The 18,870-nt window shown below is 62.9% G+C and carries 13 protein-coding genes and 1 tRNA gene; 4 read left to right on the forward strand and 10 right to left on the reverse strand.

The annotated features are described in order from the left end of the window. Positions 1-2: 2 nt before the first annotated feature. From ASF04_RS13440 to ASF04_RS13460, 5 genes are all read right to left on the reverse strand, one after another. Entirely contained in the window at positions 3-1,778 is a 1,776-nt protein-coding gene (locus ASF04_RS13440) for a GMC family oxidoreductase (RefSeq protein ID WP_056142438.1), read from the reverse strand. Between the two features lie 121 nt (positions 1,779-1,899). Next, positions 1,900-2,625, reverse strand: a complete 726-nt coding sequence (locus ASF04_RS13445) for a gluconate 2-dehydrogenase subunit 3 family protein (RefSeq protein WP_056142442.1) — start codon at positions 2,623-2,625, stop codon at positions 1,900-1,902. A gap of 21 nt (positions 2,626-2,646) precedes the next feature. Further along, positions 2,647-3,327 carry a response regulator gene (locus tag ASF04_RS13450; RefSeq protein ID WP_056142446.1) on the reverse strand — a complete coding sequence of 227 codons (681 nt, stop codon included), beginning with the start codon at positions 3,325-3,327 and terminating at the stop codon, positions 2,647-2,649. Further along, positions 3,324-4,745, reverse strand: a complete 1,422-nt coding sequence (locus ASF04_RS13455) for an ATP-binding protein (RefSeq protein ID WP_056142449.1) — start codon at positions 4,743-4,745, stop codon at positions 3,324-3,326. The genes ASF04_RS13450 and ASF04_RS13455 overlap by 4 nt, the downstream gene beginning before the upstream one ends. A gap of 358 nt (positions 4,746-5,103) precedes the next feature. Beyond that, positions 5,104-5,179, reverse strand: a tRNA-Arg gene (locus ASF04_RS13460). 194 nt (positions 5,180-5,373) lie between these two features. Here ASF04_RS13460 and ASF04_RS13465 point away from each other — a divergent pair. After that, positions 5,374-5,922, forward strand: coding sequence for a cytochrome c5 family protein (locus ASF04_RS13465; RefSeq protein WP_056142453.1), 549 nt, complete (start codon positions 5,374-5,376; stop codon positions 5,920-5,922). Positions 5,923-6,080: 158 nt separating this feature from the next. Here ASF04_RS13465 and ASF04_RS13470 read toward each other — a convergent pair whose 3' ends face one another. The 4 genes from ASF04_RS13470 to ASF04_RS13485 all read right to left on the reverse strand — a co-directional run bounded on the left by ASF04_RS13470 (position 6,081) and on the right by ASF04_RS13485 (position 11,738). Beyond that, positions 6,081-6,632, reverse strand: a complete 552-nt coding sequence (locus tag ASF04_RS13470) for a hypothetical protein (RefSeq protein ID WP_229205052.1) — start codon at positions 6,630-6,632, stop codon at positions 6,081-6,083. Between the two features lie 119 nt (positions 6,633-6,751). After that, positions 6,752-8,794 carry a M13 family metallopeptidase gene (locus ASF04_RS13475; RefSeq protein WP_229205062.1) on the reverse strand — a complete coding sequence of 681 codons (2,043 nt, stop codon included), beginning with the start codon at positions 8,792-8,794 and terminating at the stop codon, positions 6,752-6,754. A gap of 172 nt (positions 8,795-8,966) precedes the next feature. Further along, positions 8,967-11,009, reverse strand: a complete 2,043-nt coding sequence (locus tag ASF04_RS13480; RefSeq protein WP_056142457.1) for a M13 family metallopeptidase — start codon at positions 11,007-11,009, stop codon at positions 8,967-8,969. A 141-nt stretch (positions 11,010-11,150) separates the two neighbouring features. Then, positions 11,151-11,738 carry a hypothetical protein gene (locus ASF04_RS13485; RefSeq protein WP_056142460.1) on the reverse strand — a complete coding sequence of 196 codons (588 nt, stop codon included), beginning with the start codon at positions 11,736-11,738 and terminating at the stop codon, positions 11,151-11,153. Positions 11,739-12,095: 357 nt separating this feature from the next. Between ASF04_RS13485 and ASF04_RS13490 the strand changes: the two genes are divergently transcribed. The 3 genes from ASF04_RS13490 to ybaL all read left to right on the forward strand — a co-directional run bounded on the left by ASF04_RS13490 (position 12,096) and on the right by ybaL (position 16,645). Next, positions 12,096-13,520, forward strand: a complete 1,425-nt coding sequence (locus ASF04_RS13490) for a S41 family peptidase (RefSeq protein ID WP_056142464.1) — start codon at positions 12,096-12,098, stop codon at positions 13,518-13,520. A gap of 125 nt (positions 13,521-13,645) precedes the next feature. After that, positions 13,646-14,767 (forward strand): beta-ketoacyl-ACP synthase III, encoded by a 1,122-nt coding sequence (locus ASF04_RS13495; protein ID WP_056142466.1) that lies wholly within the window; start codon positions 13,646-13,648, stop codon positions 14,765-14,767. A gap of 150 nt (positions 14,768-14,917) precedes the next feature. Continuing rightward, positions 14,918-16,645, forward strand: coding sequence for a YbaL family putative K(+) efflux transporter (gene ybaL, locus ASF04_RS13500; RefSeq protein WP_056142469.1), 1,728 nt, complete (start codon positions 14,918-14,920; stop codon positions 16,643-16,645). A gap of 169 nt (positions 16,646-16,814) precedes the next feature. On the opposite strand, the gene ASF04_RS13505 is transcribed toward ybaL, so the two are convergent. Beyond that, on the reverse strand, positions 16,815-18,839 hold the full coding sequence (locus tag ASF04_RS13505) for an NADPH-dependent 2,4-dienoyl-CoA reductase (protein WP_056142472.1): 2,025 nt from the start codon (positions 18,837-18,839) through the stop codon (positions 16,815-16,817). Positions 18,840-18,870 lie beyond the last annotated feature (31 nt).

Consider the following 18,870-nt stretch of genomic DNA (forward strand, 5'->3'; position numbering starts at 1 on the left):
CCTTAAGCCTGGACCAGCGGGCCGGGGTTTTTCAGATACAGCTCGCGGATGGCCGTGGCGGCCCAGTACGTCAACGCGCCGACCATGCCGGTCGGGTTGTAACCGTTGTTTTGCGGGAAGGCGTTGGCGCCCGGCGCAAACACGTTCGACACGTCCCACGACTGCAAATAGCGGTTCAGCGCCGAGGTCTTCGGATCGCTGCCCATGATGGCGCCGCCGCAGGTATGGGTCGATTGGTACTGGGTGATGTTGTAGTGCGTGCCGTCTTTCTTGGCATCGCCCTTCATCGCTTTCGGGCCCAGCACCTTGCACATGTCGGTAGCTTTTTCCACCAGGTATTGCGATGCCTTGATCTCGTTGTCGTGCCAGTCGAAGGTCATGCGCAGCAGCGGGCGGCCGAACGCATCCTTGTAGGTCGGGTCGAGATCGAGGTAGGCATCGTCGTACGACATGCACGAACCTTGCACCTCGTAGTAGAACGAGTGCAGGAAGGAATCCTTGACGCCCTTCTTCCAGGCGCTGCCCCAGTTCGGTACACCGGGCTCGGTCTGGATGCCGCGCACGGGGCCGGCGCCGGGCTGGCGCGCCCAGATGATGCCGCCGCCGATGTAGCCGGTCTGGGCGCTGTCGTTGCGGTTGCCGTTCAAGTCGTCGAACGTGGCGCCACCGCCGCCGATGCCGATAAAGCCGTTGGCGTGCACGGTTTTATCGTAGAACATCACCACGCGGTTCAGGTTTTGATACGAGTAGTTGCGACCGACGGTGCCGGTCCTGGTGGCAGGATCGTACGGCTTGCCGATGCCCGAGACCAGCATCATGTGGACGTTGAACAGCGAGAACGCACACAGCAGGACCAGGTCCGCCGGTTGCTCGGTCTCGCGGCCCTGCGCGTCGAGGTACGTGACGCCGGTGGCTTTTTTCTTGTCGCCGGTCAGGTTCACTTTCAGCACTTGCGCCAGCGTGCGCATCTCGAAATTCTTGCGGCCTTTCAGGACCGGGAAGATGCAAGCGTTGGGGCTGGCTTTCGAGTAGTTGAGGCAGCCGTAATCGGAGCAGAAGCCGCACGCGTTGCACGGACCCATCTGGCAGCCATACGGGTTGGTGTACACGCCCGAGGCATTCGATGCGGGAATCGGAAACGCGTGGTAGCCCTTTTCCTTGGCGGCCTTGTAAAACCATTCCGCACCGAGGTAGTTGGGGTTGGGGCCCAGCGGATATTCCTTCTTGCGCGAGCCTTCGAACGGGTTGCCGCCTTCGCTCAACTGGCCGTTGATGATGCCGGCCTTGCCGGACGTGCCGCACACGTATTCGAAGTGTTCGAAGTGCGGTTCCAGTTCGTCGTACGTGACCGGGAAATCCTGCACCGTCATGTTGGCGGGGATGAATTTCTTGCCGTAGCGCTGCTCGAGGTTGGAGCGCACCTTAAAATCTTCGGGCAAGGCGCGGAAATGCGCGCCCGACCAGTGCGAGCCGGCGCCACCGACTCCGGTACCAGGCTTGAACGAACCCATCTGGCGATACGGCACGGCGATGTCGTTCACGCTGTGGCGCGCGGTGACGGTTTCCTTGGCCAGCGATTGCAGGTACTTGCGATGGACCGAGCCTTCGAGCTCATCGACCACGCGCGGGTAGGCGAAATCCGGTTGCGTGTCGCGGTCCGGGCCGCGTTCGAGGATGACGACGGACAAGCCCGCATCCGTGAGTTCCTTGGCCATGATGGCGCCGGTCCAGCCGGCGCCGACGATGACGGCGTCTACTTTGTTTTTTACGATGCTCATATTCTTCCTTGATTATCCTTTCGGAGGTCGCTTCAAAATGTCCAGGGCTAGGCGCGGCCGCGAAGACAGTGCGTTAGCACGGCGAGTGGGCGCAACGACGCCATGGGCGTTTTGAACGGCCTCAGCGACGACCTGCTAAATCCACCGGTCCAATTGGGTAAGGCTTGTCCCTGACTTCGACCCAATCCAAATAGTCCGCACGCATGCCGGGATAGCCGATCATTTTCCAGGCGCCCATGTTCTTGTTGCCGCCGTGCTTGGGGTCCGAGAAATAACCGTTACGGACTTCCGTCAGCAGGTTGGAGAAGAACAGTTTCGACGACATGTCTTCCCACTTCAGCTCGCCCTTTTCGGCCGCTTTGAGCAGGTCTTCCTGCGCCTTCTTGTCGAGGTCGGCAAATACCTTGCCCGGGTTCTGGCTGGTGACATAGCCATCAAAGGCCTTGATGCCCACGCGCAGGATGTCGCGCAGCGCCAGTTTGCCCTGGTAGCCGAACTCCGGTGCGGCCTTCAGGTACGGGCCCTGCATGTACCAGATGTCGCCGGCCGCGTACGGGGTTTGCATGTGGCGGTCGAGAAATTCGAGCACGCCCGATTCGATGCCGCCGGGGCCGTGTTCGTCGTGCGGGATCAGGCGATCGACTGCCGCACCGAGGAAGCGCCATTCGTTGGCGTTGAAGAACGACGGCTTGTAGTCGTTCGGTTTGCCTTCCGGCGCGATGGCGTCGGCCGCGTGGGCCGGTTGCAGGGCGCGCACGGCGCCGGCAGCACCGGCCACACCCATCGGTATGAACACCATGCTCTTGATCAGACTACGCCGCGACCGCGACTGGTTGTCGTCAGACATTTGCTTTCTCCTTGTGAAATTTCAGGATGCACGCGCGCTGCGCGCTTCCCATCGATAACCGACCCCATAGACGGCTGAAATCGCTTCAGCCAGGCCGGCCTCCTCCAGCTTGCGGCGCAGGTTTTTGACATGCGTATCGATCGTGCGGTCATGCACGATGCGCCGGTCTTCGTACACACCGCCGCGCAAGTCATCGCGTGACAAGGCTTGCCCGGGCGCGTCGCGCAACATTTTCAGCAGGCGGAACTCCACCGGGGTCAGAGGCAGCTCGGTACCATGCAAAAAGGCGCGCACGCCCTGCTCGTCGATCTGCAAGCCTGGCTTGGGACTGCCGGCCGGGCGGCGGCGCAGCACCGCGCGCACGCGGGCCACCACTTCGCGCGGACTGAAAGGCTTGCAGATGTAATCGTCGGCGCCGCCATCGAGGCCGTCGAGACGGTCCTCCTCCTGCGCGCGCGCGGTCATCATGATGATGGGAATGTCGCTGGACGCGCGCAGCGCGCGGCACAGGGTCAGGCCGTCGATGCCGGGCAACATCCAGTCGAGCAGGATCAGATCGACGTCGCCAGCGGCCACCGTGGCTTGCACCGCCAGGCCGTCGTGCCGGGCCGTGACGCGGTAGCCGGCCGCCTGCAAATAGCTGACCAGCAGCCGCGCCAGGCGCAACTCATCTTCGACCACCAATACATGCTGGGCGCTCATGACTGCTGCTGCGCCAATGGCAGCGCGATGGTGATGCACAGGCCGGTGGGCGTGGCATGCGTTGCGGTAATGTCGCCGCCATGGGCGGTGACGATGCTGCGGCAGATCGACAGCCCCAGGCCGCTGCCGCCGGTGGCACGGGTGCGGGCGCTGTCGCCGCGCCAGAAACGCTCGAACAGCATGGTCAGCGCGGCCTCGGAGACGCCGTGGCCGTTGTCGGTGATGGTGAGCACCGCTTGCTGGCGGTGAACATGCAGCACAACGCACAATTCGGTAGCGCCTTCGGCGTGGCGCAGCGCGTTGTTGAACAGGTTGCGCAGCAGCTGGCGCAGGCGGATCGTGTCGCCCTCCACGGTCAGGTGCGGCAGCATCCCTGCCTGGACGGTCATGCCGGCGTGCGCCAGCGGCTCGCGCCACTTGTTCAGCTCACTCTCCAACAGGGTGCCGAGGTTAAGCGGCTCGCGCTGGTAGCCGAAGGCGCCCACTTCGGAGAGCGTGATCTGGCGCATGTCTTCCACCAGCCGGGTGAGCGTGGCCACCTCGTCTTGCAGCAGCGCCAGGCTGGTGGCATCGGTCGGTTCCAGGCCGTCTTCCATCGCTTCGAGCTGGGCCTGCAACACGGACAAGGGCGTGCGCAGCTCGTGCGACAGGTCGGCCATGAAGTGGCGGCGCAGCGCCTCGTTGCTCTCGAGCGTGGCAGCCATGATGTTGAAGTTGTGCGCCAGCGTGCCCAGCTCGTCGCGCTGGCCGCGCGGTACCCGCACCGCGTAATCGCCGGCCGCCACCTTGGCGGCGGCATGGATCAGGCGCCGCGTGGGCGCCACAAAGCTGCGCGCCAGCAGCAAGGCGGCTAACGCCGCCAGCACCAGCGTGGCAATCCCGATCAGCACGCTGTCGCGCTGCTGTTGCAACAAAAAGCCCTGCTCCGCCTCTTCCTGCAAGCCGCGCAGCGGCGCGCCGACCAAGGTGGCGACTGGTCTGCCCTCGACCAGCACCGGCTGGTAGCGCAGCGACGGCCCCGTTTGCAGGTTGCCGGCCAGGTGATTGCCGGCCATGTCGAACAGGCCGAGCCGGCGCGGCGCCTTGTCCGGCACCGCGTAATAGATGGAGCTGCCGCCGGCATCGGCATTGACGCTGGTGCGCGGCGCGGTGGCGCGTTCGCGGCCGATGGCGCCGGTGGTGCGCTCCCACGCGGCGCGGTTGCCGCGCATGAACTGCCAGTTGCCGCCGTGTTCCTGGTACGCCTGCGCCAGCTCTTCCGCCATCGCCTCCATGCGCCGCGATTCGACCTCGTTCAGGTAGCCCTGGAAACCGCGCTGAAAACTCCAGCGCGTGCCGAAGCCGACGCCAACCGCCGTGAGCAGGCTGACGATCAACAGCGAGAGGAATAGACGAGCGGTGATACCGATTTTAACCATCGGTACATTTAGCCACGCAGAGCAGTGCACAACAAGGGTGCACGGTTGCAGGCTAATGATTCTTCACAGAAACTTCACAATTGTGTGGCAGTTCCTCTACTACGCGATATTTCAAGCTATTTTGATTGACATCAAAAAGGACAATAAATTTTTAGGTAAATACGGGGAGAAAAGCACGCGATCAGCAGCGATATACCGTCACGGGCAACCGATATCGGTGCGAGTGGGTACGACTTGGCGTGACAGGAGGACGAAAGTGAGCGGCGGGGGAAGGATGCGATGGGACAATAAAACCCTGCCATGACTGCAGCCAGGCAACTGGCGTCATGACATAAGCAATTGATTTGAAGGGAATTTCTGGTGCGGCTGGCTGGAATCGAACCAGCGACCCTTGGCTTCGGAGGCCAATACTCTATCCACTGAGCTACAGCCGCGCGGGGGGAACCTTGAAGGTGTGCCGTAGGATACCGGTTTTATTGGTCCGCGTCCATCGGCGCGTGTCGTTTTAACCATGTTGAAGTTTCCATGCGCCGATTTTTGAGCCTATAATCGGCCGTTTGATAAAGGTTTTGCAAGGCAGCTCGATCGGTAATTCGGCACGCAACCCGGCACAGACTTCAAGGACATCATGAACGACGCACACAACGAATCCATCATTAAAACGCCCAAACAACTGGTGGGAGCCGTGGTCGGCTTCTTCCTGGTCACGGTCATCGGCATCATCCTGCTGGTCCAGTATGTCACCACGGACAAGCTCACCGGCGCCGGCTCCAACAGCCAGGCGCCCGAGGAAATCGCCACCCGCATCGCGCCGGTGGCCGACACTGGCTTCACTTTCAAGGATGTGAACGCGCCGAAGGTGCTGCAAGCGGGCGACGCCATCTACAACTCCACCTGCGCGGCCTGCCACGGCGCCGGTGTGGCAGGCGCGCCCAAGGTGGGCGATGCCGGCAGCTGGTCGGCGCGTATCGCACAGGGTTACGACACCGTCCTCAAGCACGCCATCGAAGGCTTGCGCGCCATGCCCGCCAAGGGCGGCAATCCCGACCTCGACGACGTCGAAGTCGCGCGCGCCGTGGTCTTCATGGCCAACCAGTCGGGCGCCAAGTTCAAGGAACCGGAAGCGCCAGCCGCCCCGGCGCCGGCCGCAGAAACCCCGGCCGAACCTGCCAAATAAACCAGCCAGCGCATAAAAAAACCGGTCCATCGCGACCGGTTTTTTTGCGCCCCGCTTCAACCTCCCACTTCAGGGTCAGTGCCGACATGTAGACACAAGCCCAGCAGCGACAAGGCTCAGTTCGTGTCCGAATGTCGGCACCGACCCCGAAGTTGAAGTTAGCGGCAGAGGCCGTAGGCTTTGCGCTCGGGGAAGTAGCGGTAGGTGAACGTGCGCATCGGGTATTCGGTCAGGGCGATTTCAAACGCTGGCGGCACCACGTCGAAGCGTTCGGGCAGCTTGTCTTTCACGCGCAGGCGCACACGCCAGATGGTTTCGTCGGCGGTGGCGCCGGCCACCAGCATGTCCGGTACCTTGGGGATGACGTCGACGATCTCGGCGCGCGAGTTGATGGCGCGCTGGTAGAACGTCACCAGCTCGGCCCTGGCGATCACCGCGCCGCGCGGCGCCGTGACGTTGTAGTCGCGCGAGAGGAAACGGGCGCGCTGGCCGCGCGGTACGAAATAAACGAAAGTGAACTCGGCGCCGCCGCCTTCGAGCGTGACCGGTGGCGTGGTCGCGACGCTGATGCCGCGCGGCAGGTCGAAGCGCGAGCCTTCCTGCCAGTCCTTGCACTCGGGCGTGGCAGCCATGTAGACGTCAACCGGCTTGTAGGAGTCGCCGCAGGCACTGAGGGCGAGCATGGCGGTCATGGGGAGTAAGGCACGCATACGCATGGGTTCGGCTTCCGGGGTTGGGACGATGCGGTAGTTTACACGGGACCGTATCGGCGCGCATAAAAAAAGCGGCGTTGTCGCCAACGCCGCTTCGTTCATCGCTTGCTACCGGCTTACCACATGATCACGCGGTCTTTCGGCGCAAGGTACATCTTGTCGCCCGGTTTGACGCCAAAGGCGTCGTAGAAGCCTGGCTGGTTGCGCATCGGGCCGTTGGCGCGGAACTGGCCTGGCGAGTGCGGATCGGTCTTGATCTGCTGGATCTGCGCCGCTTCACGCATCTTCATGCGCCACACTTGCGCAAAGCCCATGTAGAAGCGCTGGTCGCCGGTCAGGCCGTCGATCACCGGGGCTTCCTTGCCGTTCAGCGACAATTTATACGCCTTGTAGGCAATCGCGATGCCGCTGTTGTCGGCGATGTTTTCGCCCAGGGTCAGTTCGCCGTTGACGTGGTAGCCAGGCAGCGGGCTGAACTGGTTGTACTGCTCGACCAGCATCTTGGTCTTGGTGGCGAAGTTCTTGTGGTCGGCCTTGGTCCACCAGTCGCGCAGGTTGCCGTCGCCGTCGTACTGGGCGCCCTGGTCGTCGAAGCCGTGGCTGATTTCGTGGCCGATCACGCCGCCGATGGCGCCGTAGTTGACCGCGTCGTCGGCAGCCGCGTCAAAGAACGGCGCTTGCAGGATGGCGGCCGGGAACACGATCTCGTTCATTTCCGGGTTGTAGTAAGCGTTCACGGTTTGCGGCGTCATGCCCCACTCGTCACGGTCGATCGGCTTGCCCAGCTTGTTGATTTCCTTGTTGTAGTCGAACTCGTGCGAACGGATCACGTTGCCCACCAGGTCGTCTTTCGACACGGTCAGCGCCGAATAGTCGCGCCACTTGTTCGGGTAGCCGATCTTGGTGGTGAACTTGGCCAGCTTGGCTTGCGCCTGCTTCTTGGTGACCGGGCTCATCCAATCGAGGGTGTCGATGCTGGTCTTGTACGACGCCAGCAGGTTGTTGACCAGCGCTTCCATGCGCGCCTTGCGGTCGGCCGGGAATTGCTCGGCCACGTACAGCTTGCCTACTGCTTCGCCCAGCGCGCCTTCGGCAACCGAGACGCCGCGTTTCCAGCGTGGACGCTGCTCGGTCACACCGCTCAGCACGGTGCCGTAGAAGGCGAAGTTTTCATCGACGAACGACTTGTTCAGGTAAGGTGCGAATGCGCGCACGGTCTGCCACTGGAAGTACGCTTTCAGGGTCTCGACCGGGGTCTTGTTCAGCAACGCGGTCATGCCCTTGAGGTAGCTCGGCTGGCTGACGATCACGTAGCTGACCTTGCCGCCGATGCCGGCATCGGCCAGGTAGGCTTTCCAGTCGTAGCCAGGCGCCAGCGTGTTCAGCTTGGCGACATCGACCTTGTTGTAGGCCTTGATCGGATCGCGCAGTTCTACTTTCGTCCATTGCAGCTTGGCCAGTTGTTTTTCGAATTCCACCACGGCGCGCGCGCTCGCTGGTCCGTTGTTGTCGCCGGCCAGGGTCAACATCTTGGCCATGTGCTGTTCGTACTTGGCCAGGGTGTCGGCCAGTTTCTTGTCGTCCGCTTTCAGGTAGTAGTCGCGGTCAGGCAGGCCCAGGCCATCCTGGTACAGGTCGGCCACGTACTTGGTCGAATCCTTGTTGTCCTGGTGGATGGCGAAGCCGTACGGGGTGCTCACGCCGATCTTGTTGAAGTGCGCGATCAGCTCTGGCAGTTGCTTCTTGTCTTTCAGCGCGGCGATGCGGGCGAACTCGCCTTTCAACGGCGTCACGCCCAGTTGCTCGAGCCTGGCTTCATCCATGAAGCTGGCGTAGAAATCGCCAATGCGTTGCGTGTCGCTGCCGGCCGCCGTGTCCTTGGCGTTGGCGGCGTTTTCAATGATGGTGCGCAGTTGCGGCTGGATGTCGTCGCGCAGCTTGGCAAAGCTGCCCCAGCTGGCTTTGTCGGCCGGAATCTCGGTCGTCGCAAGCCACTTGCCGTTCATGTGGGTAAACAGGTCGTCCTGGACGCGCACGGCCGGATCGATGTATTCGACGGCGATGCCGGAGGTCGGCGCTTTGGCTTGCTGGGTGCTGGCAGGAGTCACACTGGTGGTGTTGTCCGCAGCGCCTGCCAGGCCTGCGATCAGGCTCAGCATCAGTGCACTTACGAGATGACGTTTCACGAAAAATCCTTTGAATGAGGAATACAAAAAGGCCAAGAAAGTACTCTTGGCCAGCCATGAAGTTATATATAAAAACACCAACGGTCGCAAGCGGTTTGCGACAGACGGCATCGCCGCAGGGCCAGGCGGCGTATTTCCGGCTTTTTTACCAGATAATCACGCGCTCTTCCGGCGCCACGTACAGCTTGTCGCCAGGCTTGACGCCGAACGCTTCGTAGAAGCCGGGCTGGTTGACCACCGTGCCATTGGCGCGGAATTCGCCGGGCGAATGCGAGTCGGTCTTGATCATCAGGATCTGCTGCGCCTCGCGCGCCTTGGCACGCCAGATCTGCGCCCAGCCCTGGTAGAAGCGCTGCTCGCCCGTAAAGCCGTCGATCACCGGCGCTGGCTTGCCGCCCAGCGACAATTTATACGCCTTATAGGCGATCGCCATGCCGCTGTTGTCGGCGATGTTCTCGCCCAGGGTCAGCGCGCCGTTGACGTGGTAGCCCGGCAGCGGGCTGTAGCCGTTGTACTGCTTGACCAGCGCGTCGGCCTTGGCCTTGAAGTTGGCGCGGTCGGTGGCGGTCCACCAGTCGCGCAGGTTGCCGTCGCCGTCGGCCTGGCTGCCGCCGTCGTCGAAGCCGTGGCTGATTTCATGGCCGATCACGGCGCCAATGGCGCCGTAATTGACGGCATCGTCGGCGTTCACGTCGAAGAACGGCGGCTGCAGGATGGCAGCCGGGAACACGATCTCGTTCATCGTCGAGCTGTAGTAGGCGTTGATGGTTTGCGGCGTCATGCTCCATTCTTCGCGGTCGATCGGCTTGCCGAGCTTATTGACCATGCGCTGGTGACTGAAGCTCGATGCGCGCAACACGTTGCCCACCAGGTCGCCCTTGACGATCACCAGCGACGCGTAGTCGCGCCACTTGCTCGGGTAGCCGATCTTGGGGCGGAACTTGGACAGTTTATCTTGCGCTTCGCGCTTGGTTTCCGGGCCCATCCAGTCGAGGCCGTCGATGCTGGTTTTATACGCGGCCATCAGGTTTTGCACCAGCGCATCCATGCGCGCCTTGCGCTCGGGCGGGAAGTGCTGCGCCACATAGGCCTGGCCCAGTGCCTCGCCCAGCGCGCGTTCGACCAGGCCCACGCCGCGTTTCCAGCGGTCCTGCTTGACGGTCACGCCGGTCAGCGCAGTGCTGTAGAAATCGAAGTCGGCATCGGCAAACGGCTTCGACAGGTAAGGCGATGCACTGCGCAGCAGCTGCCATTCAAAATAGGCTTTCCAGGTCGCCAGGTCGGTTTTTTCCAGGACGGCGGTATAGCCGGTCAGGAAGCTCGGCTGGTTGACGATAGCGTAGTCGGTCTTGCTGCCCACGCCGGCGGACGCCAGCGCGTGGTTCCAGTCGTAGCCTGGAGCCAGCTCGCCCAGCTTGGCAAACGGCACCTTGTTGTAGCGCTTGACCGGGTCGCGGTTTTGCACCTTGGTCCATTGTGCTTCGGCTAGCGCGGTTTCCAGCGCAACGATGGCCTTGGCGCTGGCCTGCGGGCTTTGCGCGCCGGCCAGCTCGAGGATTTTCGCCACGTGGGCTTCGTATTTGACCAGGATGGCGGCCAGCTTGGCGTCGTCCTTTTTCAGGTAGTAGTCGCGGTCCGGCAAGCCCAGGCCGCTTTGCGAAATGCCGACCGCGTACTTGGTCGATTCGCGCGCATCCTGGCGCACATAGACGTTGTACGGCACGGTCACGCCGATCTGGTCCAGGTGGGCGATCAGCATCGGGAAGGCCTTTTTGTCCTTGACGCCGCGAATGCGGTTGAGTTCGCCAGCGAGCGGTTTGACGCCCAGCGTGTCGAGCCTGGCTTCGTCCATGTAGCTGGCGTAAAGGTCGCCAAGTTTCTGCGCATTGCTGCCAGCCTTGCGGGCCTTGTCATTCTCGGCCGCTTCGATGATGGCGCGCAGCTGCGGCAAGGTGTTTTCCTGCAGCTGGATGAACGAGCCCCAGCGAGCGCGGTCGCCCGGGATCTCGGTATTCCTGACCCAGCCGCCATTCTGGTAGGCATAGAAATCGTCTTGCGGACGCACGCTGGTGTCCATGTTCTTGAGTTCAATACCAGAAGACGTGGCGGCAGGCGCCGGGGTATCGGCAGCGCCGGCAAAGGCGGTGGCCAGGCTCAGTGCCAGAGTGGTCAGCAAATATTTTTTCACTACGTGTCCTTTTAGGTCAAAACGTCCGAAAGCGAACAAGGCAGTTGCATGGTTCATGCAGCGCCGGGTTGCCGCGCGAATATTCTAACGCCACAGGACACGTGTTACCGCTCAGTTACTTTACGATACACAGCGAGCGGGTCAGCCGCCGGGCAGGCTCATGCTGGCGCCGCCGGCACCCACGCCGATGCCCATGCCGCCCTGGCCACCGCCCTTGCGGCCGCCGCCGCGATGTTCGCCGCCGTCGTCGCGGCGCTCGCCACGGCCGGGGCCGGGGCCGCCGTTGTCCTGTACCCGCAGCAGGTGTTCATTGAGTTGCTGGGCGACGATGCCGCGCTGGGTTTCGTCCAGCGCGTCGTTGACGATCAGCCACCATTCGCGCAACTGCTTTTCCTCGCCGGCGGCCGTGATGCTTTCCGCTTCCACGGTGCGGGCGACGTCGCGCAGTTCCACGCCGGGCGTTTGCGCAGCGGTCAGCACTGCCGCCTGCAGGCGTTCGCGCCGCGACTTGCGCTCGCGCAGCAGGTTGCGGGTGCGGCTCTCGGTTTGCTGCCACAGCGTTTGCTGGTTGGCGTTGAGCTTGAGTTGCTGCTTGAGGTCGGCGGCCAGCGGCAGGAAATCTTCGGCGCGCATGTCCATCACGGGCACGGCAAACGCCGGCGACAACATGGCGCCAAGCGCCAGCGCGGCGGCCAGGCGGCGCAGGGAAAACGGCAAGGTAGAACGCATATGGTTAGCTCCAGGGTAAGGCCTGCGCAGGGCAAAAAAAAGCCTGCGCTTTTTGGGGCGCAGGCAAAAACCACTTCAGGGTAGAGAGAAATACGAGTTCAGTGTAGGCCGCGAAAATCGCGATCCACAAAATTCTTACAAATGCTTACTGCCGTGAACGTATGGGATACACCCAATACAAACCGTCACAATTGCCGTTTCACCAGTTGGGAATTGGGCTACTTTAAATGTCAACGCGACGCGTTGTAAATCGCCGTAAAGTTATAAATGATTTCGGGAGGGCTACTACGTTTGCTGGGAATCAGGTTTATACTCGTTTCAATGCGGGCGCACGCTACTCTCTTTTTTGGGTGAAACATGGGCAAGAAACTAAAGAATTCCGGGTTGATCGGCTTGGGCGTGGTAGCCGGCGTGGCCATGTCGCTGCAGTTCTCTGCGATGGCGCAGAAGCCGGCGGTGCCAGCGCTGCCGCTGGCGGAATTGCGCCAGCTGGCCGATGTCTTCGGCCTGATCAAATCGGACTACGTGGAACCGGTGGAAGACAAGAAGCTGCTGACCGAAGCCATCTCCGGCATGGTGGCTTCGCTCGATCCGCACTCGGCCTACCTGGACAAGAAAGCGTATGCCGAACTGCGCGAAGGCTCGCAAGGCAAGTTCGTGGGCCTCGGCATCGAGATCGGCCCCAGCGAGGACGGCTACATCAAGATCGTGGCGCCGATCGAAGACTCGCCAGCGTGGCGCGCCGGCATCAAGCCGGGCGACCTGATCAGCCGCCTCGACAACACGCCGTTGAAGGGCATGCCGCTCGACGACTCGGTCAAGCTGATGCGCGGCGAGCCGCACTCGAAAGTGGCGCTGACCGTGCTGCGCAAGGGCGAGCAGGAGCCGCTGGTGTTCAACCTCACGCGCGAGGAAATCATCCAGAAAAGCGTGAAGGGTAAATTGATCGAACCGGGCTACGCCTGGCTGCGCATTTCGCAGTTCCAGGAGCCGACGGTCGATGACATGGCAGAGAAAATTGCCGAGCTCTACAAGCAAGACCCGCACATCAAGGGCCTGGTGCTGGACTTGCGCAACGACCCCGGCGGCGTACTGCAAGGCGCGATCGGTGTGGCGGCCGCCTTCCTGCCAAAAAACGAGGCAATCGTCTCGACCAACGGCCAGCTGGCCGAGCAAAAAACCGTGTATTACGGCCGCCCCGAGTATTACCAGTTGCACGCCGAGACCGATGCACTGGCCAAACTGCCCGAAGCGCTCAAGCAAGTGCCGATGGTGGTGCTGGTCAATACCGGTTCGGCATCGGCCTCCGAAATCGTTGCCGGCGCCCTGCAGGACTACAAGCGTGCCGAAATCATGGGCACGCAAACTTTCGGCAAGGGCTCGGTGCAAACCATCCGCCAGCTCACTGCCGACACCGCCGTCAAGCTGACCACTGCGCGCTACTACACGCCCAAGGGCCGCTCGATCCAGGCCAAGGGGATTACGCCCGACCTGCTGGTGGACGAGTACGCCGACGGCGACGGCGTCAACGCGCTGCGCACGCGCGAGGCCGACCTGGCCAAGCACCTTTCCAACGACCGCGAGCAGGAAGGCGCGCAAAGCAAGCGCGACGAACTGGAAGAACAACTGCGCATCATTGCCATGGAAAAGCAGCGCAAGCCGCTCGAATACGGCAGCAGCGACGATTTCCAGCTGGCGCAGGCGCTTAACCGCCTCAAGGGCAAGCCGGTGCAGTTCGCCAAGCCGGAGACCACGGTGGTGCAGGCCAATCTCGGCAAGTAAAGCGCGACATCACGATTTTAGAGCGGCGCTTCGGGCGCCGCTTTTATTTGCGCGTAACGTGCAGCCATTGTGTAGAATTTGCTCCACTATTGGCACTCGCCATTGCCCCATTTGAAAGCTTAATCATGAAACAAGCCGTCATCAGCGGTACCGGTCTTTTTACGCCATCGCAGTCGATTTCCAACGAGGAACTGGTCGAGAGTTTTAATGCCTACGTGGCGCAGTTCAACGCCGACAATGCCGCCGCCATCGAGGCCGGCACCGTCACCGCGCTCGAACCGTCGAGCGTGGCGTTCATCGAAAAGGCATCCGGCATCAAGTCGCGCTTCGTGATGGAAAAGGCCGGCATTCTCGATCCGCAACGCATGGTCTCGCACATTCCCGAGCGCGGCGACGACGAATTGTCGTTGCAGGCCGAAATCTGCGTGGCGGCAGCCCACCAGGCGCTCGACCGTGCCGGCCGCACCCCGGCCGACATCGACATGGTGCTGGTCGCCTGCTCCAATATGCAGCGCGGCTACCCGGCCATGGCGGTGGAAGTGCAGGCCGCTCTCGGTATCGACGGCTACGGCTTCGACATGAACGTGGCCTGCTCGTCGGCCACTTTCGGCATCCAGCAGGCGGTGGCGGCCGTGCAAAGCGGCCAGGCCCGCGCGGTGCTGGTCCTGAACCCGGAAATCACCAGCGGCCACCTGAACTGGCGCGACCGCGACAGCCATTTCATCTTTGGCGATGCCTGCACCGCCGTGGTAGTGGAACTGGCCGAGAACGCCAAGGGCGCACACCGCTGGGAAATCCTCGATACCAAGCTGAAAACCAGCTTCTCCAACAATATCCGCAACAACTTCGGCTTCCTCAACCGCTTCGACGAAGCGGGCGTGGGCCAGCCGGACAAGCTGTTCCGCCAGCAAGGCCGCAAGGTATTCAAGGACGTGTGCCCGATGGCCGCCGAAATGATCAAGGACACCATCGCCCATGCCGGCCTGCAAGTATCCGACGTCAGCCGCTACTGGCTGCACCAGGCCAACCTCAACATGAACCTGTTAATCAGCCGCATGGTGCTGGGTCGCGATGCCGAGCCGGGCGAAGCGCCGGTCATCCTCGACAGCTACGCCAATACCTCGTCGGCCGGATCGGTAATTGCCTTCCATAAACATTCGGACGACATGGCCGCGGGACAGTTGGGCGTGCTGTGCTCGTTTGGCGCCGGATATTCGATCGGTTGCGTGGTGTTGCGAAAAATTTAATGAACCGACAGCCGTGCTATTCCCTGTTGTCCGGGGATGGCAGAAGTTCCAACTAATTGGCTGGTGGTTTGCATTTTTTGACAGCAATTGCCGTGTGATGTGCTACTCTTGGGTTGTTTTCTAACAATCTTCCAGAGGAGTCCCCCCCGCATGCCCCACAACATCAGTCTGATTACCACCATTGCCGCCGCACTTGGATTCGGTCTTGTCCTTGGTTATATAGCAACGCGCTTGCGATTACCGGCGCTGGTGGGGTATCTCGCTGCGGGCATCATGTTGGGACCGGCAACACCTGGTTTTGTCGCCGATGCCGCGCTGGCTGCCCAGTTGGCCGAGATCGGCGTGATGCTGATGATGTTCGGCGTGGGTCTGCACTTCTCGCTTGACGACCTGTGGGCGGTACGCAAGGTGGCGCTGCCAGGCGCCGTGCTGCAAATCGCGGTGGCTACCGGCATGGGCATGGGGCTGGCGCACTGGTGGGGCTGGAGCATCGGTGGCGGCCTGGTCTTCGGGCTGGCGCTGTCGGTGGCCAGTACCGTGGTGCTGTTGCGCGCGCTCGAGGAGCGCGGCATTCTCGATAGTTTCAATGGCCGCATCGCGGTCGGCTGGCTGGTGGTCGAAGACCTGGTGACCGTGATGGTGCTGGTGCTGCTGCCGGCCGTGGCCGGCTCCCTCGGCGGCACCACCATGGACGCCCACGGCGTGGCGATTCCCGCCGGCGAAGTCGATCTGTGGAGCACGCTCACCATCACCCTGGGCAAGGTTGCCGCGTTTATCGCACTGATGCTGGTCGTCGGCCGCAAGCTGTTCCCCTGGATCCTGTGGCAAGTGGCGCGCACCGGTTCGCGCGAGCTGTTCACGCTGTGCGTGATCGCCGCAGCCGTCGGCATCGCCTACGGTTCCACCCATTTCTTCGGCGTGTCGTTCGCACTGGGCGCCTTCTTCGCCGGCATGGTGCTGCGCGAATCGGAACTGGCGCACCGCGCCGCGCAAGAGTCGCTGCCGCTGCGCGACGCGTTTGCCGTGCTGTTCTTCGTCTCGGTGGGCATGCTGTTCGAGCCGGCCATCGTCACCGAACAGCCGCTCAAGTTGCTGGCGGTCGTGGCGATTATCGTGTTTGGCAAGTCGGTGGCAGCGTTCCTGCTGGTGGTGCTGCTGCGTTACCCGGCCAAGACGGCGCTGATGGTCTCGGCCAGCCTGGCGCAGATCGGCGAATTCTCGTTCATCCTGGCTGCGCTGGGCATGTCGCTGGGCCTGATGCCGGCCGAGGGCCAGAGCCTGATCCTGGCAGGCGCCATCATCTCGATCGCCCTGAACCCGGTCGTCTTCAGCGTGACAAAACCGCTGGAGCGCTGGCTCACCCGCGACGGTTCGGTGATTTCCAACTTCGAGCGCGCAGCCGATCCGCTGGCCGAATTGCCGATGTCGGTGCCGCACGAACACCTCGACGGCCAGGTGGTGCTGGTCGGTTACGGCCGCGTGGGCCGCCGCATTGCCGAGGTACTGCTCAAGCACAGCATCCCGTTCGTGGTGGCCGAGCAAAATCGCGAAGTGGTCGATCAACTGCGCCGCAAGGGCATCCACGCGGTGGCCGGCAATGCCGGCGAGCCGGCGGTGCTGATCCAGGCCCACGTGGCCCGCGCCAGCATGCTGGTGATCGCCACGCCCGACACCTTCCACGTGCGCGCCATGGTGGAAACCGCGCGCCTGCTCAACCCGAACATCAAGACCGTGGTGCGCACGCACAGCGACGAGGAAGCGGAATTGCTGCGCAGCGAGTTGCCGGCCAAGATCTTCATGGGCGAGGAAGAGCTGGCCAACGGCATGACCGATTTTGTGATCAAGAATTTCGAGCGCAAGGAAGGTGGCGGGCACTAACAGTGCCAGCTAAGAACCTATCCCGGTAGGGAGGGGGCAGCGGATTGCGATGCCTCGGTAGCGGGGGCAAGGCGCGAGGAAGAAGCATGGCGGGCCATGCGATGACGAGCAACGCTGGCCCCGCTGCAGAGGCGCGCAAGCAGCGCCTCATTCTCTACCGGGATAGGTTCTAAAGCCGCGCGGCCAGCTCGGCCCCTTCCCTGATGGCCCGCTTGGCGTCGAGTTCCGACGCCAGCGCGGCGCCGCCGATCCGGTGGAAGCGCGGGTCCGCTTCTGCCGGTATCAACTCCGCCAGGCTCTCCTGCCCGGCGCAAATCACCACGTGATCGACTGCCAGCAACCGCTGCTCGCCACCAACCGTGATGTGCAAGCCGTGGTCGTCGATGCGGTCGTATTGCACGCCCGCCAGCATCACCACGCCATGTCTCGCCAGCACCGCGCGGTGCACCCAGCCCGACGTCTTGCCCAGTCCCGCGCCCGGCTTCGACAGCTTGCGCTGCAGCAGGTATAACTGGCGGAACGTCTGCGGTGGCGCCGGCGCCACCAGGCCGCCGCGGGCGTCGCCGTGCAGGTCCACGCCCCATTCGCCGGCCCAGGCGTCCACCGGCTGCGGCAGCGGGTGGGCCGGATCGTGCAGCAGGAATTCGCCCATGTCGAAGCCGATGCCGCCCGCGCCAATGATCGCCACCCGCTTGCCCACTGGCGCCTTGTCGCGCAGCACGTCCAGGTACGACAGCACCTTCGGGTGATCGATGCCGGCGATGGCCGGCAGCCGTACTTTGACGCCTGTCGCCACCACTATGTCATCGTAGCCGTCGGCCAGCAATTGGTCGCGCGTGGCACGCACGCCGAGTTTCACCGTTACGCCCAGCAGCGCCAGCTGGCGCCCGAAATAACGGATGGTTTCGGAAAATTCTTCCTTGCCCGGGATCTGCATGGCAATGCGGAACTGGCCGCCGATGGCATTGGCAGCCTCGAACAGGGTCACATGGTGGCCGCGCTGCGCCGCAACTGTTGCGGCCGACAGGCCGACCGGCCCGGCACCGACTACCGCAATACGGCGCGCGTGCGCAGCCGGTGCATACACCAGCTCGGTCTCGTGGCAGGCACGCGGGTTGACCAGGCAGCTGGCGCGCTGGTTGGCGAACGTATGGTCGAGGCAGGCCTGGTTGCAGCCGATGCAGGTATTGATGTCGTCGGCGCGGCCCGAAGCCGCCTTGTTGACGAAGTCGGCGTCAGCCAGGAACGGCCGCGCCATCGAGACCAGGTCGGCGTCGCCGCGCGCCAGGATGCTTTCTGCTTCGGCCGGCATATTTATGCGGTTCGACGCCACCACCGGAATGGTGACAGCCTGGCGCAGCCGCCCGGCCAGGCCGGCAAACGCGGCGCGCGGCACCGAGGTCACGATGGTGGGCACGCGCGCTTCGTGCCAGCCGTAGCCGCTGTTGAGGATATTCACGCCCGCACCCTGCAATGCCTGGGCAACTGTCACCACCTCGTCCCAGGTATTGCCCCCTTCCACCAGATCGAGCAGCGAGTGGCGGTACATGATGATGAAGTCCGGGCCCACGGTGGCGCGCACCCGGCGCACGATCTCCACCGGCAGGCGCATGCGGTGTTCGATGGGGCCGCCCCAGCGGTCGGTGCGCAGGTTGGCGCGCGCGCACAGGAACTGGTTGAGCAAATAGCCTTCGCTGCCCATGATTTCCACGCCGTCGTAGCCGGCTGCCTTTGCCAGCCGGGCGCAGCGCGCATAGTCGCGGATGGTGGCTTCAATGCCGGCCTCGGTCAGCGCGCGCGGCTTGAACGGCGAGATCGGCGATTTTTTGGCCGATGCCGACACCACCAGCGGCTGGTAGCCATAACGGCCGGCATGCAGGATCTGCAGCAGGATCTTGCCGCCCTCCTCGTGCACGGCGCTGGTGACCTTGCGGTGATTGAAGACGTCGCCGCGCCAGTTCAGGGTCCCTCCAAAGGGCAGCAGCCAGCCTGCGCGGTTGGGAGAGATGCCACCGGTAACGATCAAACCGACTCCGCCGCGCGCACGTTCGCGATAGAATGCGGCAAGTTTGCCGTAGTGATAAAAGCGGTCTTCGAGCCCGGTATGCATCGAGCCCATGATCACGCGGTTCTTCAGGGTCGTAAAACCGAGGTCGAGGGGCGCGAGCAAATGCGGGTGGTGGAGGGATGCCATGCCGTGTGTGTGCGCCCTGTGATAAATACTG

This window comes from Duganella sp. Leaf61, assembly GCF_001421905.1.
In the GTDB taxonomy this organism is placed as follows: Bacteria; Pseudomonadota; Gammaproteobacteria; order Burkholderiales; family Burkholderiaceae_D; genus Rugamonas; species Rugamonas zoogloeoides.

Excerpts from the sequence above, each read along its gene's own strand:
- ASF04_RS13465 (WP_056142453.1), top strand. The coding sequence starts at position 5,374 with ATGAACGACGCACACAACGAATCCATCATTAAAACGCCCAAACAACTG.
- ASF04_RS13475 (WP_229205062.1), bottom strand. The coding sequence starts at position 8,794 with ATGCTGAGCCTGATCGCAGGCCTGGCAGGCGCTGCGGACAACACCACC.
- ASF04_RS13445 (WP_056142442.1), bottom strand. The coding sequence starts at position 2,625 with ATGTCTGACGACAACCAGTCGCGGTCGCGGCGTAGTCTGATCAAGAGC.
- ASF04_RS13495 (WP_056142466.1), top strand. The coding sequence starts at position 13,646 with ATGAAACAAGCCGTCATCAGCGGTACCGGTCTTTTTACGCCATCGCAG.
- ASF04_RS13450 (WP_056142446.1), bottom strand. The coding sequence starts at position 3,327 with ATGAGCGCCCAGCATGTATTGGTGGTCGAAGATGAGTTGCGCCTGGCG.
- ASF04_RS13455 (WP_056142449.1), bottom strand. The coding sequence starts at position 4,745 with ATGGTTAAAATCGGTATCACCGCTCGTCTATTCCTCTCGCTGTTGATC.
- ASF04_RS13505 (WP_056142472.1), bottom strand. The coding sequence starts at position 18,839 with ATGGCATCCCTCCACCACCCGCATTTGCTCGCGCCCCTCGACCTCGGT.
- ASF04_RS13440 (WP_056142438.1), bottom strand. The coding sequence starts at position 1,778 with ATGAGCATCGTAAAAAACAAAGTAGACGCCGTCATCGTCGGCGCCGGC.
- ASF04_RS13485 (WP_056142460.1), bottom strand. The coding sequence starts at position 11,738 with ATGCGTTCTACCTTGCCGTTTTCCCTGCGCCGCCTGGCCGCCGCGCTG.
- ybaL (WP_056142469.1), top strand. The coding sequence starts at position 14,918 with ATGCCCCACAACATCAGTCTGATTACCACCATTGCCGCCGCACTTGGA.
- ASF04_RS13490 (WP_056142464.1), top strand. The coding sequence starts at position 12,096 with ATGGGCAAGAAACTAAAGAATTCCGGGTTGATCGGCTTGGGCGTGGTA.
- ASF04_RS13470 (WP_229205052.1), bottom strand. The coding sequence starts at position 6,632 with ATGCGTGCCTTACTCCCCATGACCGCCATGCTCGCCCTCAGTGCCTGC.